The sequence below is a fragment of the Sphingomonas sp. Leaf28 genome (assembly GCF_001421685.1).
GTDB classification, from domain to species: domain Bacteria; phylum Pseudomonadota; class Alphaproteobacteria; order Sphingomonadales; family Sphingomonadaceae; genus Sphingomonas; species Sphingomonas aurantiaca.
The window spans coordinates 208496-234748 of the sequence record NZ_LMKX01000007.1 but is presented as its reverse complement, the minus strand read 5'-3'; the positions used below and the strand labels follow the sequence as shown (position 1 = coordinate 234748).

Annotated in this window: 20 protein-coding genes; 13 read left to right on the top strand and 7 right to left on the bottom strand. The window is 67.9% G+C overall.

Features of this window, described 5'->3' with window-relative positions; all coding sequences use genetic code 11:
• Positions 1 to 105: 105 nt before the first annotated feature.
• Positions 106 to 2700, top strand: a complete 2595-nt coding sequence (locus tag ASE79_RS07625) for a nitrate reductase (protein WP_056414257.1) — start codon at positions 106 to 108, stop codon at positions 2698 to 2700.
• Positions 2690 to 3481, top strand: a complete 792-nt coding sequence (gene cobA / locus ASE79_RS07620; protein WP_056414253.1) for a uroporphyrinogen-III C-methyltransferase — start codon at positions 2690 to 2692, stop codon at positions 3479 to 3481. The genes ASE79_RS07625 and cobA overlap by 11 nt, the downstream gene beginning before the upstream one ends.
• A gap of 80 nt (positions 3482 to 3561) precedes the next feature.
• Here cobA and ASE79_RS07615 read toward each other — a convergent pair whose 3' ends face one another.
• Positions 3562 to 4326 (bottom strand): hypothetical protein, encoded by a 765-nt coding sequence (locus tag ASE79_RS07615; RefSeq protein WP_162237014.1) that lies wholly within the window; start codon positions 4324 to 4326, stop codon positions 3562 to 3564.
• A gap of 167 nt (positions 4327 to 4493) precedes the next feature.
• On the opposite strand from ASE79_RS07615, the gene ASE79_RS07610 reads away from it, so the two are divergent.
• The 11 genes from ASE79_RS07610 to ASE79_RS07560 all read left to right on the top strand — a co-directional run bounded on the left by ASE79_RS07610 (position 4494) and on the right by ASE79_RS07560 (position 17444).
• Positions 4494 to 5564, top strand: a complete 1071-nt coding sequence (locus tag ASE79_RS07610) for an FUSC family protein (protein WP_200910339.1) — start codon at positions 4494 to 4496, stop codon at positions 5562 to 5564.
• A gap of 43 nt (positions 5565 to 5607) precedes the next feature.
• Positions 5608 to 6519 carry an acyl-CoA thioesterase gene (locus ASE79_RS07605; RefSeq protein WP_056414245.1) on the top strand — a complete coding sequence of 304 codons (912 nt, stop codon included), beginning with the start codon at positions 5608 to 5610 and terminating at the stop codon, positions 6517 to 6519.
• Positions 6520 to 6676: 157 nt separating this feature from the next.
• Positions 6677 to 8242 carry an OprO/OprP family phosphate-selective porin gene (locus ASE79_RS07600; protein WP_056414242.1) on the top strand — a complete coding sequence of 522 codons (1566 nt, stop codon included), beginning with the start codon at positions 6677 to 6679 and terminating at the stop codon, positions 8240 to 8242.
• Between the two features lie 74 nt (positions 8243 to 8316).
• Positions 8317 to 8826 (top strand): MaoC family dehydratase, encoded by a 510-nt coding sequence (locus ASE79_RS07595; protein WP_056414239.1) that lies wholly within the window; start codon positions 8317 to 8319, stop codon positions 8824 to 8826.
• 109 nt (positions 8827 to 8935) lie between these two features.
• Entirely contained in the window at positions 8936 to 10309 is a 1374-nt protein-coding gene (locus ASE79_RS07590) for an MFS transporter (RefSeq protein ID WP_056414235.1), read from the top strand.
• The gene (locus tag ASE79_RS07585) at positions 10306 to 11679 is read left to right on the top strand and encodes an MmgE/PrpD family protein (RefSeq protein WP_056414232.1); all 1374 of its coding nucleotides are present in this window, start codon (positions 10306 to 10308) and stop codon (positions 11677 to 11679) included. The genes ASE79_RS07590 and ASE79_RS07585 overlap by 4 nt, the downstream gene beginning before the upstream one ends.
• A gap of 18 nt (positions 11680 to 11697) precedes the next feature.
• Positions 11698 to 12873, top strand: coding sequence for an acyl-CoA dehydrogenase family protein (locus tag ASE79_RS07580; RefSeq protein ID WP_056414229.1), 1176 nt, complete (start codon positions 11698 to 11700; stop codon positions 12871 to 12873).
• The gene (locus ASE79_RS07575) at positions 12870 to 14078 is read left to right on the top strand and encodes a CaiB/BaiF CoA transferase family protein (RefSeq protein WP_056414227.1); all 1209 of its coding nucleotides are present in this window, start codon (positions 12870 to 12872) and stop codon (positions 14076 to 14078) included. The genes ASE79_RS07580 and ASE79_RS07575 overlap by 4 nt, the downstream gene beginning before the upstream one ends.
• A gap of 113 nt (positions 14079 to 14191) precedes the next feature.
• Positions 14192 to 14905, top strand: a complete 714-nt coding sequence (locus ASE79_RS07570) for a GntR family transcriptional regulator (protein ID WP_235516801.1) — start codon at positions 14192 to 14194, stop codon at positions 14903 to 14905.
• A 10-nt stretch (positions 14906 to 14915) separates the two neighbouring features.
• Positions 14916 to 15740, top strand: coding sequence for an HpcH/HpaI aldolase/citrate lyase family protein (locus ASE79_RS07565; RefSeq protein WP_056414221.1), 825 nt, complete (start codon positions 14916 to 14918; stop codon positions 15738 to 15740).
• Between the two features lie 90 nt (positions 15741 to 15830).
• The gene (locus ASE79_RS07560; protein WP_056414218.1) at positions 15831 to 17444 is read left to right on the top strand and encodes a family 43 glycosylhydrolase; all 1614 of its coding nucleotides are present in this window, start codon (positions 15831 to 15833) and stop codon (positions 17442 to 17444) included.
• 16 nt (positions 17445 to 17460) lie between these two features.
• On the opposite strand, the gene ASE79_RS07555 is transcribed toward ASE79_RS07560, so the two are convergent.
• The 6 genes from ASE79_RS07555 to kduI form a co-directional block, all read right to left on the bottom strand.
• Positions 17461 to 18453 (bottom strand): alpha/beta hydrolase, encoded by a 993-nt coding sequence (locus ASE79_RS07555; protein WP_056414215.1) that lies wholly within the window; start codon positions 18451 to 18453, stop codon positions 17461 to 17463.
• A gap of 78 nt (positions 18454 to 18531) precedes the next feature.
• Positions 18532 to 21534, bottom strand: a complete 3003-nt coding sequence (locus ASE79_RS07550) for a TonB-dependent receptor (protein ID WP_056414212.1) — start codon at positions 21532 to 21534, stop codon at positions 18532 to 18534.
• Between the two features lie 328 nt (positions 21535 to 21862).
• Positions 21863 to 23422, bottom strand: coding sequence for a carboxylesterase/lipase family protein (locus ASE79_RS07545; RefSeq protein WP_056414209.1), 1560 nt, complete (start codon positions 23420 to 23422; stop codon positions 21863 to 21865).
• Positions 23409 to 24416, bottom strand: coding sequence for a sugar kinase (locus ASE79_RS07540; protein ID WP_056414205.1), 1008 nt, complete (start codon positions 24414 to 24416; stop codon positions 23409 to 23411). Before ASE79_RS07540 ends, ASE79_RS07545 begins: the two co-directional genes overlap by 14 nt.
• A gap of 91 nt (positions 24417 to 24507) precedes the next feature.
• Positions 24508 to 25263: a 2-dehydro-3-deoxy-D-gluconate 5-dehydrogenase KduD gene (kduD, locus tag ASE79_RS07535; protein WP_056414202.1), complete on the bottom strand. Its 756-nt coding sequence runs from the start codon at positions 25261 to 25263 to the stop codon at positions 24508 to 24510.
• Positions 25264 to 25376: 113 nt separating this feature from the next.
• Entirely contained in the window at positions 25377 to 26219 is an 843-nt protein-coding gene (gene kduI / locus ASE79_RS07530) for a 5-dehydro-4-deoxy-D-glucuronate isomerase (RefSeq protein WP_056414198.1), read from the bottom strand.
• Between the last annotated feature and the right edge of the window lie 34 nt (positions 26220 to 26253).

Sequence of the window (26253 nt, the reverse complement as noted above, 5' to 3'; positions counted from 1 at the left end):
GCTCCCTCTCCCCWSYGGGGAGAGGGTCGGGGTGAGGGGYTGGGGCGCGTGCTGCGCTTCCCAACTSCCCCTCACCSWACCCTCTCCCCGAGGGGGAGAGGGCTAATGACGTCCGTCCGCACGACCTGCGCCTATTGCGGAGTCGGCTGTGGCATCCTCGCGACGCCGACCGGTGAGCGCGGCGTCACGATCAAGGGTGACCCCGACCACCCCGCCAACGCGGGCAAGCTCTGCTCGAAGGGCACGCATCTCGGCGAGACGATCGGGCTCGAGGGCCGCCTCCTCACGCCGATGATCGGCCAGCGGCGCGCATCGTGGGACAAGGCGCTCGACCTCGTCGCCAGACGCTTCCGCGACACGATCGCGCAGCACGGGCCGAACAGCGTCGCCTTCTACGTCTCGGGGCAGTTGCTGACCGAGGATTATTACGTCGCCAACAAGCTGATGAAGGGCTTTATCGGCTCGGCCAACATCGACACCAATTCGCGGCTCTGCATGGCGAGCGCGGTCGCCGGGCACACGCGCGCGTTCGGCGAGGACATCGTGCCCGCGAGCTACGACGATCTCGACGCGGCAGACCTGATCGTGCTGGTCGGATCGAACACCGCCTGGTGCCACCCGATCGTCTATCAACGCATCCGCGCGCGCTGCGAGGCCGGCGCCAAGCTCGTCGTGATCGACCCGCGCCGGACCGAGACCGCGGACGAGGCCGACCTGCATCTCGCGGTCCGACCCGGCACCGACGTCGCGCTGATGAACGGCCTGCTCGCCTGGTGCCGCGACGCGGGCGTGGTCGACCATGCCTATCTCGCCGCGCATGTCGCGACACCCGACGCGTTCTGGGATCAACTCGGCGAGGGCAGCGACCTGTGGTCGGTGGCGCGCACCTGCGACGTTTCGCCGCAAGACCTCAGGCGCTTCTTCGAGCTGTTCGCCGCGACGCCGCGCACCGTGACGCTGTTCAGCCAGGGCGTGAACCAGTCGCTGTCGGGCACCGATCAGGTCAACGCGATCACCAATCTCCACCTTGCGACCGGCCGCATCGGCAAGCCGGGTGCGGCCCCCTTCTCGATCACCGGCCAGCCCAACGCGATGGGCGGTCGCGAGGTCGGGGGGCTCGCCTCGAGCCTCGCCGCGCATATGGATTTCGCGCCCGAGAACGTCGCGCGCGTCGGCCGGTTCTGGGCGGCCTCCAACATGGCGACCAAGCCGGGACTGAAGGCGGTCGACCTGTTCCGCGAGCTCGGCAACGGCCGGATCAAGGCGCTCTGGGTGATGGCGACCAACCCCGCGGTCTCGATGCCCGATGCCGGCCGCGTCCGCGAGGCGTTGGCCGCGTGCCCGTTCGTCGTCGTCTCCGACGTGGTCGCGACGACCGACACGTCGGTCCACGCGCATGTCCGCCTGCCCGCCGCCGCCTGGGGCGAGAAGGACGGCACCGTCACCAACTCCGACCGCACGATCAGCCGCCAGCGCGCGTTCCTGGCCGCGCCCGGCGAGGCGAAACCCGACTGGTGGATCGTCTCGCAGGTCGGGCGGCGGATGGGGTGGAAGAGCGCCTTCCCCTATGATCGCCCCGCCGAGATCTGGCGCGAGCATTGCCGGCTGTCGGCCTATGAAAATGATGGCGCGCGACTGTTCGCGCTCCCCGGTCACGCGGCCAAGGGCAATGCGGACTATGACGCGATGGCGCCGTTTCGCTGGGGCGGCACGCCGTTCGCGGATGGCCGGTTCTCGACGCCGGACGGGCGCGCGCGGCTGGTGCCGGTCGTACAGAAGCCGATGGCGGCGCCGCTCGCGAAATGGCCGATGACGCTCAACACCGGGCGCTACCGCGACCAGTGGCACAGCATGACGCGCACCGGTCTGTCGCCCAAGCTCGCGCGGCACCGCGAGGAGCCGCTCGTCGAGATCCACCCCGACGATGCTGCGCGGCTGGGGATCGTCGATGGCGGCTTGGCGCGCGTGTCGACGCCGCAGGGCGACAGCGTGTTTCGCGCGAGTGTCGCCGCGACGCAGCGGATCGGCGAGCTGTTCGTGCCGATCCACTGGACCGATCGGACCGCGACTGGCGGCCGCACCGGGCTGCTCCCCCGCCCGCTTGCCGATCCAATCTCGGGCCAGCCCGGGTTCAAGTCGACTCCCGTGCGGATCGAGGCGGTGGCCACCGAATGGCGTGGCTTCATCGTCGTGCGCGGCGAACTCGCGCGCCGCCCCGATTGCCTGTGGGCGACGCGCGTCGCCGTGCCGTGCGGAACGGCGTGGGACATGGCGGGCGATGGCGACGCGGGCGCACTCGACGCGCTGCTCCCCAAAGGCCAGCGAATCGAGGCGATCGACTCCGCCCGCGGCAGCCGCCGGATCGCGATCCTCGACAATGGCCGACTCGCCGCCGTCCTGTTCGTCACCCGCGACGCCACGCTGCCACCCCGCGACTGGCTCGTCGCGCAACTGAGCGAGGCGGTTGCGGCGCCCACCCTGCTCGCCGGCCGCGCGCCGGGCGTGCAGATCGATCGCGGGCCGATCGTCTGCGCGTGCTTCGACGTCGGGCTGAAGACGATCCTTGCCGCGATCGCCGACCAGCATCTCGCTGACGTCCCCGCCATCGGTGCCGCGCTGAAGGCCGGCACCAATTGCGGGTCGTGCCGCCCTGCCCTCGCCAAACTCCTCGTCACGCAAGGATCAGCCAATGTCGCATGATTTCCCGCCCGGTTCGGTCTGGCTGGTCGGCGCCGGCCCCGGCGATCCCGACCTTCTCACGCGCAAGGCCGAGCGGTTGCTCGCGGCGGCCGACATCGTGTTCTACGACGCGCTGGTCGGCCCGGGTGTTCTCGCGCTCGTCCCGCCCGGCACCGAGCTGGTCGGCGTCGGCAAGCGATCGGGCCGCCATTCGAAGGACCAGGTCTCGATCAACGTGCTGCTCGCCAGTGCGGCGCTCGCGGGCAAGCGGGTCGTCCGCCTCAAGGGCGGCGACCCGTCGATCTTCGGCCGCTCGACCGAGGAGCTCGACCACCTCGCCGCGCATGGCATCGCGGTCCGCATCTGCCCCGGCATCACCGCCGCCAGCGCCGCCGCAGCCTCGGGCGGCGCCTCGCTGACGCTACGCGGCCTCGCGCGCAAACTCACCTTCGTCACCGCGCATGCCCGCGCCGGCGAAGCGCTCGATCTCGACTGGACCGCGCTGGCCGCGCCCGACGCCACGCTCGCGGTCTATATGGGTCGCGCCGCCGCTGCCCAAGTCGCGCGCGAACTGATCGCCGCCGGGCGCGCGCCCGACACGCCGGTGATGGTCGCGGTCAACGTCTCGCTCCCGACCGAACGCATCATCCGCGGCCGACTGTCGGCGCTGGCGTTCCTAGTCGAGACGATCAGCGACTCCGATCCGTCGCTGCTGCTGATCGGTGAAGCCGTCGCCGTATCGCCGCCGCTCGGTCAGCGCGCAGCCTTGGTCCAGAATTTCAGCGTCGCGACCACGGGGTGATCCGATGCCGCGGACGCGCGGCCACCGGTACGGCGAACAGCGCGCGGTCAGACCAGCGTGCGGCTAGCGCGGTGCACGCGTCATATGGCGTGGCCGGTGTCGCTGTATTTCAGTTCCAGATAGCGCCCCTGCACCGCGATATCATCGAGCGTCGTCTTGCCGAGCTGCTCCGATGCCCGACCGAGCTCCGCGTTGATGATCTGCAGGCCGTTGACCAGATGCTCGTCCGGCGTGCGGCCATCGGCATGACGGATACGCCGCGCCGGAATAGGCACCATGCGCCACCCCTGGACCAAAGCGGGGAGCTCCTCTGCGATCAGCTTGCGCAGCGACGCCGCCGCGGGGCTGCGTGAATCGAGGCGCGCAAGCTGCGGCGCAAGCGCTTCCAGCCGACCAGCCATGGCGTCGGCCAGCACGAGTGCGGGCGGTGGTAGCCCGCGGCGTTGCGCGGCCAGCCAGATCGTGGCGTGCTCGGCCAGGGTCGCGAGTGGCGCCTCGGTCAAGGCTTCGCGTCCCGGCGCAGGGGGATCGGCGCGCAGGAACACCAAAGTGACGAGCAGCAGCATCAGCACCGACGCGACGGCCAGCGACAGCCCGGCCGGGGCGACGATCGCGACCAATCCGAAAGCCACCAACGACGCCATCGCCGCCAGGACCAGCCGGATCATCACCCGCTTCTGCCGTCGCGCCTTCGCCTCGCGCTCGCGGCGGGCTTGCTCGCGGCCTTCGGGCGACAGGCGGCGGAGCAGCTCTTCGGCATGCGTCAGCCCGACATCGGCCAGACCGGTCGCGATCGTGCGCGCCCGGTGGATCATCGGCTGTTGCGGACCAGTATCGTCGTTCATGGCGAGAGGATGCCGCGCTTTGCCGACCAGGTCCATGGTCATCGGCCCCGCAATGGATCGCTTGGCGTGCTGCGATTTACGATCACGGGTCGCGGCATTGCTGCTAACGACCTGTCCGGCAACGATCGAAGGAAAGCCCGCTGACAGTGGAATTGCGGCCGAGTGCCTTGATCAAGGCGAATGCGGACAGCCTGCGCCAGACGGTGCGCGTGATCGTCGCGACCGCTGCGGCGTTTGCTGCCTACAAGACGATGGGGCTGCACGAAGGCTATTGGGCGGTCTTCACCGTCTTGATCGTGATGCAGGCGTCGATCGGCGGAACGCTCGGCGCGGCGACGGATCGCCTGCTCGGCACGTTGCTGGGCGCGGTTCTCGGCGGCATCGGCGCGGCGCTCGGGCGAACCGACACGCTCGAACTCGGCCTGGTGCTCGTCACCGTCACCGGCATTGCCGCACTCGTCGCGTCGCTGCGACCGCGGTTGCGGATCGCGCCGGTCACCGCGGCGATCATGCTGCTGAGCGCGCCGCCGGGCGCCTCGGTGCAGTTGTTCGTCCGCGACCGTATCATCGAGATCGGGCTGGGCGGCGTGATCGGCGTGCTGGCGGCGATGCTGATCCTGCCGGCGCGGTCGCACGGCGTCGTGATCGCGCGCACGCGCGCCGTGCTGCGGCACATCGAACGCATGCTGCACACACAGGCCGACGCACTGACGGCCGGGCTCGCACTGCCTTCGTCACCCGATCACGCCGCGCTCCGCCAGGCGCTGGCCGCGGTCGAACTGGCGATGAAGGACGCCGACCGCGAACGGGCGTCGCGCCTTGCCGATCACGGCATTCCGGCGGCGGTGCCGCGCACGCTCTGGCGGATCCGCAACGACCTCGTGCTGAGCGGTCGCGCGCTCGACGAGCCGCTGCCGCCTGCGGCGATGGCGGCGCTCGCCACGCCGTCGGCGACGATGCTGACCGCGCATGCGGCGCTGGCGGCACGGTGTTCGGAGGCGCTGCGCACGCGCGGAACCGTCGACCGCGGCGATGTCGAGACCTGTTATCGCACGTTCGGCACCGCGCTCGATCTCTTCCGCCGAAGCGAGGCCGCCGCGACGCTGGACTTCGAAGCGTCGGGCCGTGTGTTCGGCCTCGCCTTCGCGGCCGGCCGACTGCACCGCGACCTGCTGGACCTGGCCGGACGCGTCGACGAGATCGCGCCGACCAAGCCGCTCGCCGCCGAGCGCAACTGACGCGCCGGCTTTGACCAACGGCGATCGCGGGGTACGGGCGACCATGATCGATCGACCCTCAACGCCAGACCTGACCGCCGAACTCGTCACCCTGCTCGACCTCGAACAGCTCGATACCGACCTCTTTCGGGGACACCAGCGGCCCGGCGCCAGCGCGCGCGTGTTCGGCGGACAGGTCGCCGCGCAGGCGCTGATGGCGGCGCAGCGCTCGGTCGACGGGCCCGCGGTTGCGCACAGCATGCACGCCTATTTCCTGCGTGCGGGCGCCGAGACGCACCCGATCATCTTCCGCGTCGAACGCGATTTCGACGGCAGGTCGTTCGCGAACCGCCGCGTCACCGCCAGCCAGCGCGGCGCGACGATCCTGACGCTGGCCGCGTCGTTCCAACGGCCCGAAGCCGGTCTGGAGCATGCGGTCGCGATGCCCGATCTTCCGCCCCCGGAGGCGCTCCGTTCGCTCGACATGCTCGCCAGCGACTATGCGGACCGCTCGGCACAGGCCGCCGCGTTCCTTCGCCGACCGTCCGCCTTCGATATCCGCCCGTGCGGCGTCCCCGCGTTTCTCCAGACCGAGCCCGGCGCGCCGGTGTCGCATGTCTGGATCCGGTTGCGCGGCCGCGCGCCGGCCGACCCGGCGCTGCGCCGCGGCATCCTCGCCTATCTGTCGGACTATGCGCTGCTCAGCGCATCGCTGATCCCGCACGGCGTCAACATGTTCGATCGCAGCATGCAGACCGCCAGCCTCGACCATGCGATGTGGTTTCACGAGGACGTGCCGCTCGACGACTGGTTGCTCTATGCGTGCGAAAGCCCGTGGTCGGGCCATGGCCGCGGCATCGGGCGCGGCGTCTTCCACAGCCGCGACGGGCGGGCGATCGCGCATGTGACGCAGGAGGGTTTGATCCGGTTGCGGCCGGATCTGGCACCGCGCACGACCATTCCGCACATGCCCTGATCGGGTCGCCGCTCCGTTCACCGCACAGAACGACGTTGACAGCGCATTTGTACGGACATTAAGATCAAGTCGAACTAGCGAGGCTGATCTCGGGACGTCGCGCCGCTGAAGACGGACGATGCCGATGACGTGAGCCCGGTCACTTGAGGATGTCTGTATGCGTCATTCGTACGCCGTATCGCTCTGCGCGTTGCTCGCCATGCTGCCATCGGCGGGGCATGCCCAGACTTCGTCGCCGCCGCTGTCCCCGTCGCCATCGCCGCTCGATACCGATGCATCGTACCAGACGATGCTCGCGCTGATCGACGAGATGGTCGAGAACAAGCTGGTCAGCCGCGAACGCGCCGATACGCTGATCGCCACCGCCAAGGCGAGAGCAGGACGCGCACTGGCCGCGAATGCGCCGGCAGCGCCCTTACCCCCTGCCCCGATACCGGCCGCCCCGGTACGCGTGTCGACTCCCGTGCAGGTCGCCAAGCAGGAGCGTGATGCCGGCGCCAAGATCGCCCCCGTCCCGGTCGGCAACGAGCAGGTGACCCGCACCGGCGGGGTCGCATTGCCCGCCGACCTCGCGGTCGACTGGAGCCGGGGCGCACCGGTGTTCAGCAGCCGCGACGGCAAGTTCACCTTCAAGATGCGCGGGCGACTGCTCGCCGATGTGTCGTCGACGGGCGGATCCGATTTCGACCGTCGCAACATTACCGTCTCGACGCTGCGCCAGTTCCGAGTCGGGGCGATCGGCACGATCGGCGATCATCTGTTCTACCAGTTCGAGACCGATTTCCGCCGCAACGCGACCGAGGTCGTGCAGGCGTTCGTCGGTTACCGCGAGAAGTTCGGCAAGACCGACGCCGACGTCCGCTTCGGCAATCTCATCACCGATCGCGGCATCGACATCGGCACCGCGTCGACGGCAAATCCGTTCATTACCACCAACATCAACACCACCGCGCTCGCGACGCAGGGCGGCAAGGTCTTCCTGATGGGCGCGGTCGGCCGCGCGGGCGGCAAGAACTGGCATGCGAGCTTCGGCGTGCACGGCGATGCGATCGACAGCGATTTCACGCGCAGCGACAACCGCATGTTCCTGGGCCGCGCGCACTGGAACCCGGTCCTGACCAAGCGCGGGCTGATCCATATCGGCGGCTGGGCGTATAGCGAGAACATCCCCGACACGACGCTGCCGACGACTTTCGCGCAGGGCATGGCGGGCGCGCTCAACAACAGCGTCCGCGTCGAATCCGCCGCGCTGACCGGCGCCGATGGGTCGAAGGCGTTCGGGCTCGAACTCGGCGGCACGCTCGGGCCGTTCTATGCGTTCAGCGAATATGGCCAGCGCACCGTGCATGGCGGGCCGACCTCGACCTTCCGCAGCGGCAAGATCAAGGCACTGTCGGTCAATGGCGGGTTCTGGATCACCGGCGAGACACCGACCTATTCCGCGCGGAGCGGCACCTATGTCGCGCCGAACGTGCTGAACTCGGTGCTCGATGGGGGCTGGGGCGCGCTGGAGGCGGTGGTGCGCTACGAGGATCTCGACAGTTCGAGCCTTCCGCTTGGCGGCACCGGTACGGCCGGCACGATCGGGTTGAACTGGTCACTGACCAACAATTTCCGCTTCATGGCGGACTATACGCATTTCCGTACCGACAACCGGACGGGCAGTTTCGTCGGGCGCGATTCCGGCGACACGTTTGCCGCCCGCGCCGAAGTGGCGTTCTAAACGCCGGCACCGCAGCGGACTTGTAAACCTGGAGCAAGTTCGGTAATGTCCGTACAAAGCGATAAGGAGGATGTATGAGCCTATCGGCTATCAAGGTCGGCGAGCAGCGCTACCGCGCAAGCTATGGCCGCTATCTCGAGGATTTCGTCGTCGGCGACACTTACGAGCACCGCCCCGGACGGACGATCACCGACGCGGACAATATCCAGTTCTCGCTGATGACGATGAACGCGCACCCGATGCATTGCGACGCGCAATATGCCGCGAAGAGCGAGTTCGGCCGGTTGCTGGTCAATAGCGGGCTGACGCTGGCGATCGTGCTGGGGATGACCGTCAACGACGTCAGCGGCAAGTCGCCCGCCAATCTCGGCTGGACCGAGATCAAGCTGACGCATCCGGTGTTCGGCGGCGACACGCTGACCGCGGAAACCGAAGTGCTCGAGATCCGCGAGTCGAAGTCGCGCCCGACCCAGGGGATCGTCACGACGCGCACGCGCGCCTTCAACCAGGACGCCAAGCAGATCATGGAGTTCACGCGCAACTCGCTGGTCTACAAGCGCGGCGAGTCCCCCGACGACAAGTAATTCGACCGGCTAACCGGCTGCCCTTGGTGGCCGGACATCCCCCGCATGCGCCGCGAGAGCCTCGACCAAGACGCCCCGACGCATCGCCATTCCCTTGAGAGGTAGCCCCATGGCCAGTACCATCGCCGTCAACGCCGGAGCCAGGCTGGACCGTCTGCCCATCTCCCGATTCCACTGGCGTATCCTGGGGCTGATCAGCGCGGGCGCGTTCCTCGACGCGTTCGACGTGTATCTGGCCGGTGGCGTGATCGCCGCGCTGAAGGCGGAGGGCTTCTCGACGCTGGCGCAGGCCGCGGTGTTCATGTCGATGACGTTCCTCGGCATGATGATCGGCGCGGGCATGGCCGGCTATGTCGGCGATCGCTTCGGGCGCCGTGCGTCGTACCAGTTCAACCTCGCGCTGTTCGGGCTCGCGTCGATCGTTGCGATCTTCTCGCCGAACATGCCGTTCCTGATCGTCTGCCGCTTCATCATGGGCATCGGCCTCGGTGCCGAGCTGGTCGTCGCGGCGGGGACGCTCGGCGAGTTCATCCCGCCTGCCTATCGCGGGCGCTGGGTGTCGATCATGGGCATGGTCGTCAATTCGGGCCTGCTGGTCGCGACCGCGGTCGGGTACATCGTCATCCCGACGCTCGGCTGGCGCTACATGTTCGCGATCGGCGGCATCCTCGCGCTGATCGTCTGGGTGATGCGCAAGAAGATGCCGGAATCGCCGCGCTGGCTGGAATCGGTCGGTCGCAACGACGAGGCCGAGGCGACGCTGCGCGAGATCGAAGCCGAAGTCGTCGCGCACAAGGGCCCGCTGGCGGAGGTCCCCGAGGTCCGCGCCGTGCAGCAGGTCCACGCGCCGCTCAGCGCGCTGTTCGGCTCCAAGCTGCGTCGCCGCCTGATCGCCGCGACGCTGGCCGCGATCGCGGTCAACGTCTCGGTCTACGGGTTCGTCGCGTGGCTGCCGACCTTCCTGGTCAGCCACGGGACCGGGATCGTCACCTCGCTCTGGTATACGACGCTGATGTCGTTCGGCAGCGTGTTCGGCGCGGTCGTCGCGATCGGCATCGCCGACCGTATCTCGCGCCGCGCCTCGCTGATCGCGGCCGCCGTCGCGATCATGATCTTCGGCTTCCTCTATCCCACTGCGCAGGGCGACCTGATGGTGCCGCTGACCGGCTTCCTGCTCGTCTCCAGCATCTACACGCTCGTGACGCTCGCGCTGTTTGCCTACATCCCCGAGCTGTTCCCGACCGCCTACCGCCTGCGCGGCACCGGGTTCGCGGGGATGTGCGGACGCGCCGCCTCGATGCTCACGCCCTATGCGACGGTCGCGCTGTTCGAGCGCTTCGGGCTCCACGGGGTGCTCGGCATGGTCGGCGTGGTGCTTGCCTGCATGATCGCCGCGGTCGGGCTGCTGAACATCGAGACCACGGGCCAGTCGCTCGACGATGTCTCGGATGACTCGCTGGTGACCGGGGGGGCCGCCAAGTGACGCTCTCGCAAACCTATGCCGACTTCGCGACGCGCCTGACGATCGATGCCATCCCGGACCCGGTCAAGGAGCGTGCGCGGTACCTGATCCTCGACTCCGTGGGTACCGGCCTCGCCGCGGTCGGCGCACCCTGGGCGGAGGCGAGCTTCGCCGCCGCCGGGGATCTCGGCAGCGGCTCCGCCCCCGTGCTCGGCTATGGCCGCACGCTGGCGATGCGCGATGCGGCGCTGATGAACGGCCTCGTCATGCACGGGCTCGACTATGACGACACGCATGCGCGCGGGATCATCCATGCCACCGTCAGCGCCTTTCCGACCGCACTCGTCGCGGCGGACAAGGCGGGTGCATTGGGGGCCGACCTGCTCGTCGCCTATATCGCGGCGATGGAGGTCTCGACCCGCGTCGCGGCGGTCGGTGCGGGCGGGTTCCATGGCTTTGGCTTTCACCCGACCGGACTGATCGGCGCGTTCGGCTCGACGCTCGCGGCGGGCAGGCTCCTCGGCCTCGACGCGCAGCAGATCGCGATGGCGCAGGGCATCGTCCTGTCGATGGCCGGCGGCAGCCTCGAATTCCTCGCCGATGGCGCCTGGACCAAGCGGCTCCACCCCGGCTGGGCGGCGAGTTCCGCGCTGACCGCGGCGACGCTCGCCAAGCGCGGCTTCGTCGGGCCGCCCGCCGCCTATGAGGGGCGCTTCGGGCTGTTCGCGCTCTATCTGCGCGACGCCGCCCCTGCGCTGCTCGACCAGGCGACCGCCGGGATCGGCGAGACCTGGGAAATCGAGGCGGTGTCGGTCAAGCCGCTGCCCGCCTGCCACATGACGCACGCCGCGATCGACGCCGCGATCGCGCTGCGGTCGCAGCACGGGCTGACCGCAGCCGATATCGCGCAGGTCACCGTGCTGGTGCCCGAGGCGGTAATCCCGATCGTGTGCGAACCCGTCGCACCGAAGCGGACGCCGCGCACCGGCTATGACGCGCAATTCTCGATCCCCTACACCGTGGCCACCGCGTTGCTGACGGGCAAGTTCACGCTGGATGCGCTCGATCCGGCCGCGCTGAACGATCCCGACGTTCTCGATCTGGCCGCGCGCGTCACCTACGCGATCGATCCCGACAGCGATTATCCCAAGCACTTCACCGGCGAAGTGATCGTCGAAACCCGCGATGGGCGCAGGCTCGCGCACCGCGAGGCGATCAATCGCGGCGCGTCCGACCGACCGCTGAGCAACGCCGACATCGACGCGAAATATTCCGAGAACGCCGACCGCACGGTCGACTCGACCCGTGCCGCCCACATCCGCGCCGCCGTGCTCGACATGGACCGGCACCCCGCTTCCGCACTCGGCGACATCCTCGCCCAGCGCGCCTGAATTCAAGGAAGATCCCTCATGACGACCCAGTCCGCTCTCCCCGCCGCCTCGATGACCGACGAAGAGGTGATGATTCTCGATTCGATCGACAAGTTCCTCGAAACCGATGTGAAGCCGTTCGTCCACCAGCTCGAGCATGACGACGAATATCCGCAGAAGATCGTCGACACGATGAAGGAGATGGGCCTGTTCGGGCTCATGATCGCGCCCGAATTCGGTGGGTTCGGGGTCTCGACGCTGACCTATGCCCGCATCATCGAGAAGATCTCGACCGTGTGGATGTCGGTCGCGGGGATCATCAACAGCCACATGATCATGGCGATGACCGTCCAGCGCTGCGGCACCGACGCGCAGAAGGATCATTATCTGCCCCGCTTCGCGACCGGCGAGCTGCGCGGCGGAATCGGCCTGACCGAGCCCGACGCGGGCACCGACCTTCAGGCGATCCGCACCACCGCGGTCCGCGACGGCGACGACTATGTCGTCAACGGCAGCAAGATGTGGATCACCAATTCGGGCTCGGGCAACACCATCCTGCTGCTGGTCAAGACCGACACGACCGCGGAGCCGCGCCACAAGGGGATGAGCCTGCTGATCGCCGAGAAGGGCGACGGGTTCATCGTCTCCAAAAAGCTCGAAAAGCTCGGCTACAAGGGCATCGACAGCAACGCGCTGACCTTCGACGGGTACCGTGTGCCGGTCGACCGGCTGATCGGCGGGGTCGAGGGCGTCGGGCTGAAGCAGGTGCTCGGCGGGCTCGAGCTCGGCCGCATCAACGTCGCCGCGCGCGGCGTCGGGATTGCGCAGGCGGCGCTCGACGAGGCGGTCGCCTATGCACAGACGCGCAAGACGTTCGGCAAGCCGATCTGCGAGCATCAGGCGATCCAGCTCAAGCTCGGCGAGATGACCACGCGCACCTACGCCGCGCGCCTGCTGACCGAGGCTGCGGCCAATGCGTATGACCGCGGCGAGCGCTGCGACATGGAGGCGGGCATGGCGAAGTATTTCGCGACCGAAGCCGGCCTGGAGAATGCGATCGAGGCGATGCGGATCTTCGGCGGCTACGGCTATTCGAAGGAATATAACGTCGAGCGGCTCTACCGCGACGCGCCGCTGCTGACGATCGGTGAGGGCACCAACGAGCTGCAGCGCATCATCATCGCCAAGCAGATCATCGCGCGGAACCCGGCATGAGCCAGCCAGCCCCCAATCAGCCGCTCGCCGGGCTCCGCATCGTCGCGGTCGAGCAATATGGCGCGGGCCCCTTCGGTACGCAGCAACTTGCCGATCTCGGCGCCGAGGTCATCAAGATCGAGAACCACAAGGATGGCGGCGATATCGGCCGCCATGTCGGCCCGTATTTCTTCGCGCCGGGCGACAGCCATTTCTACGAATCGCTCAACCGCAACAAGCGCAGCATCGGCCTCGACCTGAAGAGCGCGGACGGGCGCGCGGTGCTCGAGAAGCTCGTCGCGGAGTCGGACGTCGTGTTCAACAATCTGCGCGGCGACCTGCCCGCCAAGCTCGGGCTCGATTATGCGGCGCTGTCGGCGTTCAATCCGGCGATCGCGTGCGTCCACCTCTCCGCTTATGGCCGCACCGGCAGTCGCGCGGCGTGGCCGGGCTATGATTATCTGATGCAGGCCGAGGCGGGCTATTTGTCGCTCACCGGCGAGCCCGGCACCCCGCCTGCGCGCTTCGGGCTGTCGATCGTCGACTTCATGACGGGCACCACCGCGGCGCTCGCGATCCTGGCGGGCGTCGTCTCGGCGCGCGGCAGCGGGATCGGCCGCGATCTCGACGTCAGCCTGTTCGACGTCGCGCTCGGCAACCTCAATTATGTCGCCGAGTGGTATCTCAACGGCGGCGTCACCGTCGAACGCACGTCGCGCTCGAGCCACCCGTCGCTGACCCCGAGCCAGCTCTACACCACCAGCGACGGCTGGATCTTCGTGATGTGCAACAAGGAGAAGTTCTTCGAGGTCCTGTGCGGCCTGATCGAGCGTCCGCAATGGGCGACCGATCCGCGCTATGCGACCTTCGCCGCACGGCTGGAGAACAGGCCCGCGTTCAATGCCGATCTGGATGCGGTGCTCTCGACCCGCACGACCGCGCAGTGGATGCAGCTGTTCGAAGGCCGCGTGCCCGCTGCGCCCGTGCTCGACGTCCAGCAGGCGCTCGACAATCCGTTTCTCGCCGAGTCGAAACGGATCATCGACTTCCAGCATCCCGAGCACGGCCCCCTGCCCGGCATCGCCTCGTCGATCCGCGCGGGCGGTGTCGAGCATCCGGACAAGGCGGCGCCGGCGCTCGGCGCGGATACCGACGCGATCCTCGCGACGCTCGGCTATACCGGCGACGATGTGGCGGACTTGCGGACCCGCGGCGCGGTACGGTGACACCAGCGCTTGCATCGAACGCCAAGGCATTGAACGATAAGTTATTGTCCGGATCACCCGACAAAGCGACCGATGGATATCCAATGCCCCAGCTTCGTCAGCAACCGCGTTACTTGCAACTCGCCCAGACGCTGATCAACGAGATCGAGGACGGGCGCTATCCAATCGGCACGCTGCTGCCGACCGAGTTCGACCTGTGCGATCAGTTCGGCGCGAGCCGCTTCACCGTCCGCGAGGCGATCAAGCGGCTCGTGCAGTCGGGCATGGTCTCGCGCCAGGCGGGGGTCGGCACGCGAGTCCTCGGGCTGTCGCGACCGGCCGCCTATCGCCAGGTGATGGAGGGGCTGTCCGATCTCCAGCAATATACCAACGAGACCCGCCTCACGATCATCGCGCGCGAGACGATCGTGCTGGAGGGGCCGATCGCCGATCAGGTCGGCGCGACGCCGGGCCAGACCTGGCTCCATCTCCGCGCGCTGCGCCGCGCCGCCGGGACCAGCCCGATCTCCTATTCGGACATCTATCTCCACCCGGCGTTTCGCAGCCTGAAGCTGGACGACGATGTCGGGTCGATGCCGATCTTCAGCCGGATCGAGGAACAGTTCGGCGAGCGCGTCGCCGAGGTTCGCCAGCAGATCGAGGCGGTGGCGATCCGCGCACCGATCGCCACGCTGCTCGAAACCGAGACCGACGCGCCCGGGCTGCGGCTGACGCGCCAATATCTGAACGCACGCGGCGAGGTGATCGAGATGGCGATCAATACCCATCCCGCCGACCGCTATTCCTATTCCCAGACCTTCCGCCGCGATCCCGAATCCGGCCTCTAAAGGATTTTCCATGACCATTGCCGCCCGCAGCATCCTGTTCGTCCCCGGCGATCGCGCCGAGCGCTTCGAAAAGGCGCGCGCGAGCGGCGCGGACATGGTGGTGATCGATCTGGAGGACGCGGTGCTCCCCGATCGCAAGTGCGCCGCGCGCGACGCGGTCCATGACGCGCTCGCCAGCCTGACCGAGCCGCGCTTCGTCGTGCGCGTCAACAGCCTGGATACCGACTGGCATGCCGACGACGTCCGCGCGCTCGCGGCGTTGCCGGGCGTCGCCGGGCTGATGCTGCCCAAGGCCGAGCGCGCGTCCGATTTCGCCGCGATGCGCGAGGCGGCGGGGGGAAAGCCGTTGCACGCACTGGTCGAGACCGTCTCGGCAATCCTGAACCTGGCGGAGCTCGTCGCCGCGCCCGGCCTGTCGCGGCTATCGTTCGGCACCGTCGACTTCCAGGCCGATGCCGGCATCGACGGCGACCGGGCGGAAATCGATCATGTCCGCACGCAGATCGTGCTGCAGTCGCGCAGCGCCGGGCTTGCGGCACCCGTCGACGGCGTTTCGACGGACCTTTCGGACGACGCTGCGCTGGAAAGCGACACGCAACACGCGCGGCGCTTCGGCTTTGGCGGCAAGCTCTGCGTCCACCCGCGCCAGGTGGCGGTCGTGAACCGCGCGTTCCTGCCCTCGGACGCTGACGTGGACTGGGCGACGCGCGTGATGTCCGCGATCGACGGTGCGTTCGGTGCCGTCGCGGTCGACGGCAAGCTGATCGACAAACCCGTCGTCGACCGCGCCCGCCGCCTTCTCGCCACGCACGACGCCTTCCGATCCGCGGCGTAGTGGGGGCGAGGACCATGGTCCCCTGTATTGCGTGCGACCTGCTGGTACGACGTACTTGGTAGAAGCGCGAAATCAGGACGGGAGATGCGGATGGTCTATAATCGCCGGGAGACGTTCGGACTGGCGCTCGCGGGTGGCGCCGCCGCACTTGGTCCCGCGACAGCCTCGGATGCGGACGGTCTCGAACCCGGCGCGGGCGTGCCGCGGTTCGACGGCAATTGGCGGCGTGGCTTCGAAGGGCAGCGCAGGGCCGACCTCGGCGACGGCCGGTTCCTCAACCCGCTGATCGCAGGCGACCATCCCGACCCCGCCATCCTGAAGGACGGCGCGGACTATTACATGACCTTTTCGAGCTTCGATTCCTATCCAGGGCTGACGATCTGGCACAGTCGCGACCTGGTGAACTGGCAACCGCGCAAGGCCGCGCTGACCCGGAATATCGGATCGGTGTGGGCGGTCAGCCTCGAGAAGCATAACGGCCGGTACTTTCTGTATATTCCGGTCAAGGCAAAGCCGAACGGGATCCACGTCATCTGGTCCGACCATATCGACGGCCCTTGGTCCGACCCGATCGACCTCGGACTGCCCAACCATATCGACCCCTGCCATGCAGTCGGCGAGGACGGATCGCGCTGGCTGTTCCTGTCGGGCGGCGACCGAATCCGCTTGGTCGACGATGGCCTGTCGACGGTCGGCAAGGTCGAGCATGTCTACGACCCGTGGCGCTATCCGGACACGTGGGACGTCGAGGGTTTCAGTCCCGAGGGGCCGAAGATCACCCGCCACGGCGGCTGGTTCTACATGATCACCGCGGTCGGCGGCACCGCCGGGCCACCGACCGGCCACATGGTAATCGTCGCACGGTCACGCTCGATCCACGGCCCGTGGACGAACGATCCCGCCAACCCCGTCGTGCGGACCGTCAGCACCGACGAAAAATGGTGGTCGCGCGGCCATGCCAGCCTCGTCGAGGCGCCCGACGGGAATTGGTGGTCGGTCTATCACGGCTTCGAGAACGGGTATTGGACGCTCGGGCGGCAGGCGCTGCTCGACCCGATCCGCTGGACCGCCGATGGCTGGTTCGCGATGACCGGCGGCGATCTTTCGAAACCTCTCGCCAAGCCACGCGGCGGTACGGCCCTACCCCATGGCCAACCGCTTTCGGACGATTTCCGCACGCTGCAAATCGGCAGCAAATGGAATTTCTTTCGACCGGGGCCGGCCGAACGTGATCGCGCCCGCACCGAAGGCGGCGCGTTGATCCTGCAGGCCAGCGGCACCGCCCCGGTCGATTCATCGCCGCTGCTGCTGATCGCCGGCGACCAGGCGTACCGGTTCGACTGCGACATCGAGATCGCGCCGGGGGGAACCGCGGGGCTGGTGCTGTTCTACGACGACAAGCTGTATTGCGGGCTGGGCTTCGACGAACACCGGTTCGTCACGCATCAATATGGCAACGAGCGCGGCCGTCCCGCCAATCCGCACGGACGCCACATGCGCATCCGGATCACGAATACGCGGCACATCATCGCGATCCATACCAGCGGCGATGCGGGCAAGAGCTGGCACCGTTTCGATCGCGGGATGGAGGTGTCGGGCTATCACCACAACGTCCGCGGCGGGTTCCTGATGCTGCGCCCCGGTCTGTATTCGGCCGGCAGCGGCGCGGCGCGCTTTCGCGATTTCCGCTACGAGGCGCTGTGATCGCAGGCGAAGTTTGTTAGCCAAGGCCTTGTGCGCGGCACCAGTCTTCGAACAGGATCGGCCATGACGCCGCCGGTTTGCCGACGGCGCGGCTCAGGCCGAAGCCGTGCCCGCCCACGGCGAACAGATGCGTTTCGACCGCGACGCCGGCCTTTATCGCCGCCGCTCTGAACGCCAGGCTATTGTCGACGGCGACGCTTCGGTCGTCTTCGGCATGGACCAGGAAACAGGGTGGCGTCGCCGACGTCACGTTGGCGGCGGTCGAATGCGCGCGCTCCAATGACGGCGTCGGCGAGGGGCCGAGCAACAGCGCTCGCGAGCCTGGATGCGCAAGCGGCAGCGCCATCGATTGCACCGCATAGAGCAACGCCGCGACATCGGGCCGCGCGCTGACGCGATCGGCGGCGTCGACCGGCGCGTAGATTGGCTGCGCAAACCGCGTCGCCAGATCGGCGCAGACATGGCCGCCGGCGGAGAACCCCATCGCGGCGACCCGATCGGGGTGGATCCCGAACCGCGTTGCGCTTGATCGGACCAGCCGCAGGCCGCGCTGCGCGTCGGACAGGGCGACGTCGGGCCCGGCCGCCCAGCCATCGCCGGGCAACCGGTAGAACAGCACGAACACCGTCCAGCCGCGATCGGCAAGCCAGCGCGCGATCTCATACCCCTCGCGGTCGACGACGATCCGGGCATAGCCGCCGCCCGGCATCACCAGCGCGGCGGATCCGTTCGGCCTGGCCGGCCGGAACACGACCATGCGCGGGCGCGCGATGCCGTGGACGGCGCGATCGGCAACCGCGTCACCGGTCGCTCGATCCTCGACCACCTCGATCGGCAATCTCGAGGGCGAGCCGGGCGCGCCAGCCGGCCAGAGCTCGATCGTTTCGGTCGGGTCGGGCTGCCTGGGTCGTCGGCGTCCGATCCGCGCTGGCGGCGGTGCCTGTGCGTGCACGCCGACAGACAGGCCGGCGGCCAGCGTTCCCAGCAGTGCATGCCGACGATCGATCATATGCTCGGGTCCACAAGAAACGGGCGCACGCCGGAAGGTATGCGCCCGAGGATAAAGAGAGACGATGTCGATCGGGACCTACATCTTGAAGCGTGCGCCGACGAGGAAGGTGCGGCCGAAGTGATTATTCTCATAGTTCCGCTGGGCGTCGAGATCGGTGTACCGGCTGCGGTAATTGTCGGTCAGGTTGGTCCCCTCGAGCGAGACCTCCACCGCTGGCGTCAGCTTGTAGCGCATCGACGCGTCGACGTTGGTCGTCGCACCATACCCCTCGAACAAGTTGCCGGTCGCCGACGCGCCGTCGATATACGGGCTGCGATAGCTGATCGATCCGCGCGCGCTGAACTTGGCATCCTCATAGTATAATGTGCCGTTATAGGCGCGCTTCGACAGGCCGTAGAGCGTTGCCGTGCGGGTCGTGTTGGGCAACGCGCCGAGCGTGCCGCCGGGCTGGACGATCGCCGTCGCCGGCCCGCCTTGCGAGTAGCCCGCACTCGAATCGACGAACGTCGCGTTGGCCAGCGCGCCGAAGTTGCGCAGGAACCCGGGCAGGAAGCGGAACGTGGTCTGCATCGAGATTTCCGCCCCCTTCAACGACGCGCCCGTGCCGTTGACCGGCGAGGTGATCTGCCACAGCTGGCCTTCGGGGTTGCCCGCCGCGGGCGAGCTTGCCGGGATGACCGACAAGGGCAGACCCGTCGATGCGAACGTGCCGCTGCGCGTCGCCGAGACCGGGAAGCTCTCGACGGTCTTCTTGAACAGCGCGACCGAGAAGATCGACTGGGGCGCGAAATACCATTCCGCCGAGATATCGAACGCGGTCGCGCGGAACGGATCGAGTTGCGGATTGCCGAACGTAACGCGGTAGTTGAATCCGTCGACCGAACCACCCGGCGTCAGGCTGCCCAGACTCGGCCGCGTCAGCACCTTGGCGATCGCGCCGCGGATGATGACGTCCTCCGTCGGGAACAGCGCGACGTTGATCGCGGGGAGCCAATCGTCATAGCTGCGGCCGACCGTCGCGGGGGTGTTGACGGTCACGCCGGCGACGGTCGCCGAAGACAGCCCGGTCGAGCGCTGCTTGGTGTGGACGTACCGGATGCCCGCATTGGCGGCGTAGCGCAGGCCGAGGATGTCACCCTTCACGTCGAACTCGGTATAGCCGCCGGTCACCTGCTCGGAGACGCTGCGCGTGTCGCCGACCAGCACGGTGGCAGGACGGTTATAGAGCCCCGTATACGCCGCCGACGCATCGATGTTCGGTATGAGGAAGCTGGTCGTCGTCCCCGAAGGCTGGCCTGCCTTGCCGAGGTTAAAGATCTCACCAAGGCTGCCGGCCGGGAAGCCGTAGACCGCGGTCGGCCCGAACAGCGTGTTCGGCGAGCAGGTCAGCGTGCCGAGCACGACGTCGCGGCCGCCGGCATTGGGGCAGACGACGGCATCGCGCGAGAAGCCCTGCGTGTCGAAGGTGAACTTGCGGTACAGCCCGCCCGCCTTGATCTGAAACCCTTCCGCGACGTCCCATTCGGTCCGCAACTGCGCGGTGCGGAACTTGTTGACCGTTTCCGACGGGCGATCGCGGATTTCGGCGAGCTGGAAGTTCGCCGGATCGGTGACGCTGGTGCCGAAGGTCAGCTTCGGGCTCTTCATGTCGGTATAGTCGTAGCTATAGCCCTGCGCATCGCGGTCGTCGAAAACGAACGTCGTCTCGACCGGGATCGTCGCGTCCGACTTCGAGATGCCGCCCATCAGCGTGAAGCGCAGCGTGTCGGTGACGTCCTGATCCCAGCTGCCGCCGAGCTGATAGAATTCGGTCTGCGACTTGCGCAGATAATGCTCGGTCCGCACCCAGGCGTCGTTGAGCGTCGCCTTGATCAGGTTGTTGTTCGAATCGATCGTGTAGTTGCTGAGGTCGATCGACCGCTCGTTGGAGCGCAGCAGGACTTCGCCCCATTTTTCCTCGCGGGTTTCCTTGAACCGCGAATACAGCCCGTCGATCGAGATCTTGGTGGCATCGCTCGGCGCCCATTGCACGCTGCCCGTGATCCCCAACCGCTCGCGTTCGTGTCGCACCGAGCCATAGCGCGGAATGCGCGGGTGGAAGGCGAGCGCGGCCGCGGTGCAGGCGGTGCTGGGAACATAGACTCCGCCGCGGTTCTGCGTGGTGTAGCAGCGCGTGCCGTCGACCGAGTCAAACGGCGCCTGGGCCCAGCGCACGGTGTTGTTGCCGAGTTCGAAATTGTTGGTCTTCGAATAGGCTGCGGACGCCGCAACGCCGAACTTGCCGTCCGCCGACTTCCACGACAGCAGCCCTGCGAGGCGGGGGCCGGTGTTCTTGCTGAGATCATTGTAGCTGGCCTGGGCCGAGCCGACCGCGGTGAAACCGATCTTGCCGCCAAGCGGGTTGCCGGTGTTGAGGTCGACGACCGCACCGAGCGACCCTTCGTCGAGCGACGCCTCCGCCGTCTTGTGGACGACGATCGAGTTGAACAGCTCGGAGGCGAAGACGTTGAAATCGAACGCGCGATCACGGTTGGAACTGGCGCCATCGGTCGACGTCGCCACGGTTTCCATCCCGTTGACGCGGACCCGGGTGAACTGGGCGCCCAGACCGCGGACGGTGATCGCGCGGCCCTCGCCGGCGTCGCGCTGGATCGAGATGCCTGGAATACGCTGGAGCGACTCGGCGAGGTTCTGATCGGGGAACTTGGCGATATCCTCGGCAACGATCGCATCGACCGCCGCGACCGACTGACGCTTCACGTTGAGCGCGGCGTCGAGCGACTTGCGAAACCCGGTGACGATGATCTCGGCGGTCTGGCCGTCGGCGGGCACGGTCTCGGGGGCGGCCTGCGGCGCGGTCGTCGCGGCAGGATCGGCTGCGCCACCCTGCGGGACGACGGCGGTCTGCGCGGGCGAGGGATCGACCTGCGCCGGCGTTCCCGGCGTCACGCTGCTGGGGATCTGGGCCGCCTGCGCCGTTGCGATCGAAGGCAGTGCGAGCGCGAGAACCAGGCTGCTCGCGGACACGCCGCCAAGCCAGCCCGTCCGCCGAATCGCAACCGTTGCTTGAACTTCCATTGCATCCACTCCCCATTCGGCCATCGCCGATGACACCGGTTGCGCGCGCGACATGTCGCCGCTGCGCTTTCGACCTGATTATATTGGAGATTTGGGCCCGTTGCTGACCACGGGGGCACCCGATCCTCTCCCGAAAGGCCAACTCTTGCTGGTCCCCCCACCGTCCCCTGCCTGCCTAGGTAACCGGTGTCACAACAATGTCGCATGATCTTTGGCGTGTCAACACGCCGTGTTGCGCGCCGTGACGGAGCGATGATTGTTCGATGAAACGACGGGAAATGCCACGCTGGCGGCCGTTGAACGTTCCGCCCGGCGTTTGGCGCGACAGCTAGGTCCCGGGCTGGATATACGGGACGCGGGCGAACAGTTCGCGCTCCCAGCGGCGCGGATCGCGTTCCACCCTGGACCGGGCGTCGAAGATCATCGTCGCCCGCTGTGCCCGATCGTATCGCGGCCAGTTCGGTGCGCCCGCATGATCGGGATCGCCGGTGATCGCGAACGCGACGAAGCTGTCCTGCATCGCCTTCGACGCCGCCTGCGCATCCGCTGCCACACCCGTCTGCGATCCGGTCGCGCCCAGCGTGCCGAACACCAACGGGATATCCATCGTGTGGAACGCGCCGCGCCGCGGATCCATCCGCGACGCGAAATCCACCTGATAGACCCAGGTCGGCGCCCCCGCATCGGCGCGCGCCTCGGCCTCGATCACCTGCCCACGCCAGCTGCGCCCCGCCGTGGTCGCGCCGTAGAACACGTCGGTCGGCGACCAGTCCGGGTACCGCGCCCGATACTGCGCCACGACCCATTCGGGCAGGATGTCGATCCTGAGTTCGGGGGCCATGCGCGCGGCCACGTTGCTCCAGTCGAGGCCACTCACCTTCGGGGAGTCCAACCCGATGAACGCCCGCGTCTCGTCATGCGTGTTGCCGAGCATCATCGGGATGGTGTTGCCGAGGGGATTGGCGTCCGGCCAGAACGGGTGGCGAACCAGCCACGTCATGTCGAGCACGGGCCCGAAATACACACCGCCGCCCATGACCGGGTCGGTTGCCGAGAGCCCCTCGACGAGCGTCTCGACCGGCATCGCAAGCAGCGGCGCAAGGTCGGTTTCCGCCACGCCCAGTTTCCCCAGATATGCGCGCGCGCGCGATGTTGCGTTGAGCGGCCCCGACGCCGTGACCTGCTGCCCGCTCATCGTCGCGGCGCGGTGGAACAGGCCGGCGGCGGCGGGCATCCCCATCAACGTCGCGATCTTCGCGCCGCCGCCGGACTGGCCGAACACCATGACGCGAGACGGATCCCCGCCGAACGCTGCGATGTTGTCGCGCACCCAGCGCAGCGCCAGTATCAGGTCGAGTTGCCCGGCATTCCCGCTGTCGGGAAACCGCGCATCGAGCCGGGCGAGATACAGATAGCCGAGCGCGTTGAGCCGGTGGTTGACCGTCACGACCACGACGTCGCCCCGCGCCGCTAGCGCCTGCCCGTCATTCTGCGGATCGGTGACGCTGCCGTTCGAATAGGCGCCGCCGTGGATGTAGAGCATCACCGGTTTCTGGGCGCGCGGGTCGGCGGCAGTCGTCCAGATGTTGAGGAACAGGCAGTCCTCGGCCTGCGGACCATAGGGTCCGGACTGCGGACAGACCGGCCCGAACTCCAGTGCCCGACGAGTCTGGCCGGGCATCGCCACGGCCACCGGCGCGCGAAACCGTTCGGCGCGACCATAGCGAATGCCCTTGAAGGTCAGGACGTTCCGGTCCGCCGTTCCGATGAAATCGCCCGCCGGGGCACGAACCGCGCGCGGGGACGCCGCGCGCACGCCGGACGCCAGGATCAGCGCAGCGCCTCCACCGAGAGCGCCGCGCCGCGTCCAGCCGTCAGCGGCGGACATCGAGCCCCCCGGCCAGATACGCGTCGATATCGGCCTGTCGGAACAGGCTCGCGTCACCCGGCAGCGAGTGTTTGAGCGCGGCCAGCGCCAGCCCGATCCGTGCGGCGTCGCCGATGTCCCCGCCCGATCGCAACCCGTGCAGCACGCCCGCCGCGAAGGCGTCGCCGCCACCGATCCGGTCGACGATCCCGGCGAGCACGACCTCGTCCGTCTGGACATGCGTCGCGCGCGTATCGATCCGCGCCGAAAGCCGGTGGAGATCGACATGCTCGACATGCCGCGCGGTCGACGCGATCGTCTGCAATCGCGGGAACGCGTCGAACGCCGCCTCCGCCGCCTCGCGCGGCCGCTCCTGCGCATCGCCCGAAAAGTCACGGTCGAGCAGCAGGGCTATATCGCGGTGATTGCCGAACATCAGATCGGCATGCGCGACGAGGTCGGTCAGGATCACGCGTGGGTTCGACTCCCAGCGCTCCCACAGCTTGCCACGCCAATTGCCGTCGAACGATACGGGAATGCCGCGCTGAGTCGCCGCTTCCACGGCGGCAAGCGCGCTCTGCGCCGGCACCGGGCCCAGCGCGGGCGTGATGCCGGAAAGGTGGAAGCGATCGACGCCCGCGAGCAATGCATCCCAGTCCCAGGCGCCCAGCGGTGCCTGCGCGAACGACGACCAGGCGCGGTCGTAAATGACTTCGGTGGCGCGCAAGCCTGCCCCGGAGGTGACGAAATACAGCCCCATCCGCTCGCCGCCGAGGGTGATGGCCGACGTGTCCACGCCATGCCCCCGCAGCGTGGTGATCGCTGCCCGCCCGAGATCGTTGTCGGGCACGACCGTCGCCATGCCGACGTCATGCCCCAATCGCGCAAGCTGCGTGACGACGTTCGCCTCCGCGCCGGCGACCCAGACGTCGAGCCTGGCCGTCTGCAGCAGCAACTCGCGGCCCGGCGGAGAAAGCCGCAGCATGATTTCGCCGAATGCCAGAAACTTCGCCATATCGCCCTCCTCTCGTTCATGCCCGGCACGGGGCGGTGAACCGCTTTCCGAAGCGGTAATGGAGCCGGTATTTCGCGCTGCGGTGGCGAGGCTAGCGCGCCAACCACCCGCCATCGACCGCCAGGATATGGCCCTGGACATAGTTCGCAGCGGCCGAGGACAGGAACACCGCCGCCCCGCCGAGATCGGACGGTTCGCCCCAGGCCCCCGCAGGAATACGCTCCAAGATCGATGTGTTGCGCACTGCATCGGCTTGCAGCGCCGCCGTGTTGTTGGTCGCGATATATCCTGGCGCGATCGCGTTGACGTTGATGCCCTTGGCGGCCCATTCGTTCGCCAGCAGCTTGGTGAGCCCGCCGATGCCCGACTTGGACGCGGTATAGCTCGGTACGCGGATACCGCCCTGGAAGGTCAGCATCGACGCAATGTTGACGATTCTGCCCGAGCCTTGCGCGATCATGTGTCGGCCCGCGGCCTGGCACAGGAAGAACACCGATTTCAGGTTGGTGTCGATCACCGCATCCCAATCCGCCTCGGTAAAGTCGACCGCGTCGGCGCGGCGGATGATGCCGGCATTGTTGATCAGGATGTCGAGCCCGCCGAGCTTCTCGATCGTCTCGTCGACGACGCGCTGGACCGGCTCGATGGTCGACAGGTCGGCGGAGACGATCTCCGCCTTGCGTCCGAGCGCACGGATCTGCGCGGCGGTGTCCTCGGCGGGGGTGCGGCCGACGCACGCGACATCCGCGCCGGCGGTGGCGAGCGCGACCGCAATCGCCTGGCCGATGCCGGTGTTCGCGCCGGTGACGATGGCAACCTTACCGGTCAGGTCGAAGGGGTTGGTCATATGTCCTCGCTCATTCCCCTCCCGCTTGCGGGAGGGGCTAGGGGAGGGGAAACGCGCGCCGGCCCGTGTGGACACGCCCTCCCCCGACCCCTCCCGCACGCGGGAGGGGAGCTTTACGCCAGCTGGCAGATATCCAGCACGCTCATGTCGGTATAATCCTGGTTCTCGCCCGCCATCGCCCAGATGAAGGCGTATGCCTTCGTCCCGGACCCCATGTGGATCGACCAGGGCGGGCTGATCACCGCCTCCTCGTTCGCCATGACGATGTGGCGGGTCGCGTCGCCCTCGCCCATGTAATGGAACACGCGGTCCTTCTCGAGGTCGTCGAGCTCGAAGTAGAAATAGATCTCGCTGCGACGCTCATGGATGTGCGGCGGCATCGTGTTCCAGACCGAGCCGGGCTTCAGGACCGTCAGCCCCATCACCAGCTGGGCGCTGTCACAGATACCGGGGATGACCATCTGGTAGATCGTCCGTTCGTTCGACTCCTCCAGGCTCCCGCGCTCCAGAGTCGTCGCGTCGCCGACCGAGATCACGCGCGTCGTGAACGCCTTGTGCGCCGGGCACGACGCCAGGTAGAACCGGGCCCCGTCGCCGGCAAACTGCACGTCCTTCGCGCCCATCGTCACGTAGAGGCAATCCTTGTTGCCCAGCGTGAACGTCTCGCCGTCGACGGTGACGATGCCGTCCACCTTGCCGACGTTGACGACCGCCAGCTCGCGGCGCTCGAGGAACGGATGCCCGGCAGCGGACGCCGGCTCGGTCTGGTCGGGCAGCCTGACGCTGCCGCTGGCGACCGCGACCCCGCCGATCACGAAGCGCTCGGCGTGCGTGTAATTGAGCACGCATTCGCCATCGCGGAACAAGTTCTGGATGAGGTAGCGGTCGCGCAGTTCGTCGTTGGAGACGCATTCCATCATGTCGGGATGCGTGGCGTAATAGGTGCGGTCGAACATAAAGAGCTCCGGTTCAGGCTGCTTGCGCGGCAAA

What these genes read in the sequence shown, in the direction of transcription:
- ASE79_RS07595 (WP_056414239.1), top strand. Translation starts at nt 8,317, where the DNA reads ATGAGCCTATCGGCTATCAAGGTCGGCGAGCAGCGCTACCGCGCAAGC.
- ASE79_RS07560 (WP_056414218.1), top strand. Translation starts at nt 15,831, where the DNA reads ATGGTCTATAATCGCCGGGAGACGTTCGGACTGGCGCTCGCGGGTGGC.
- ASE79_RS07575 (WP_056414227.1), top strand. Translation starts at nt 12,870, where the DNA reads ATGAGCCAGCCAGCCCCCAATCAGCCGCTCGCCGGGCTCCGCATCGTC.
- ASE79_RS07625 (WP_056414257.1), top strand. Translation starts at nt 106, where the DNA reads ATGACGTCCGTCCGCACGACCTGCGCCTATTGCGGAGTCGGCTGTGGC.
- kduI (WP_056414198.1), bottom strand. Translation starts at nt 26,219, where the DNA reads ATGTTCGACCGCACCTATTACGCCACGCATCCCGACATGATGGAATGC.
- ASE79_RS07605 (WP_056414245.1), top strand. Translation starts at nt 5,608, where the DNA reads ATGATCGATCGACCCTCAACGCCAGACCTGACCGCCGAACTCGTCACC.
- ASE79_RS07540 (WP_056414205.1), bottom strand. Translation starts at nt 24,416, where the DNA reads ATGGCGAAGTTTCTGGCATTCGGCGAAATCATGCTGCGGCTTTCTCCG.
- kduD (WP_056414202.1), bottom strand. Translation starts at nt 25,263, where the DNA reads ATGACCAACCCCTTCGACCTGACCGGTAAGGTTGCCATCGTCACCGGC.
- ASE79_RS07590 (WP_056414235.1), top strand. Translation starts at nt 8,936, where the DNA reads ATGGCCAGTACCATCGCCGTCAACGCCGGAGCCAGGCTGGACCGTCTG.
- ASE79_RS07550 (WP_056414212.1), bottom strand. Translation starts at nt 21,534, where the DNA reads ATGGAAGTTCAAGCAACGGTTGCGATTCGGCGGACGGGCTGGCTTGGC.
- ASE79_RS07545 (WP_056414209.1), bottom strand. Translation starts at nt 23,422, where the DNA reads ATGTCCGCCGCTGACGGCTGGACGCGGCGCGGCGCTCTCGGTGGAGGC.
- ASE79_RS07565 (WP_056414221.1), top strand. Translation starts at nt 14,916, where the DNA reads ATGACCATTGCCGCCCGCAGCATCCTGTTCGTCCCCGGCGATCGCGCC.
- cobA (WP_056414253.1), top strand. Translation starts at nt 2,690, where the DNA reads ATGTCGCATGATTTCCCGCCCGGTTCGGTCTGGCTGGTCGGCGCCGGC.
- ASE79_RS07615 (WP_162237014.1), bottom strand. Translation starts at nt 4,326, where the DNA reads ATGAACGACGATACTGGTCCGCAACAGCCGATGATCCACCGGGCGCGC.
- ASE79_RS07555 (WP_056414215.1), bottom strand. Translation starts at nt 18,453, where the DNA reads ATGATCGATCGTCGGCATGCACTGCTGGGAACGCTGGCCGCCGGCCTG.
- ASE79_RS07600 (WP_056414242.1), top strand. Translation starts at nt 6,677, where the DNA reads ATGCGTCATTCGTACGCCGTATCGCTCTGCGCGTTGCTCGCCATGCTG.
- ASE79_RS07580 (WP_056414229.1), top strand. Translation starts at nt 11,698, where the DNA reads ATGACGACCCAGTCCGCTCTCCCCGCCGCCTCGATGACCGACGAAGAG.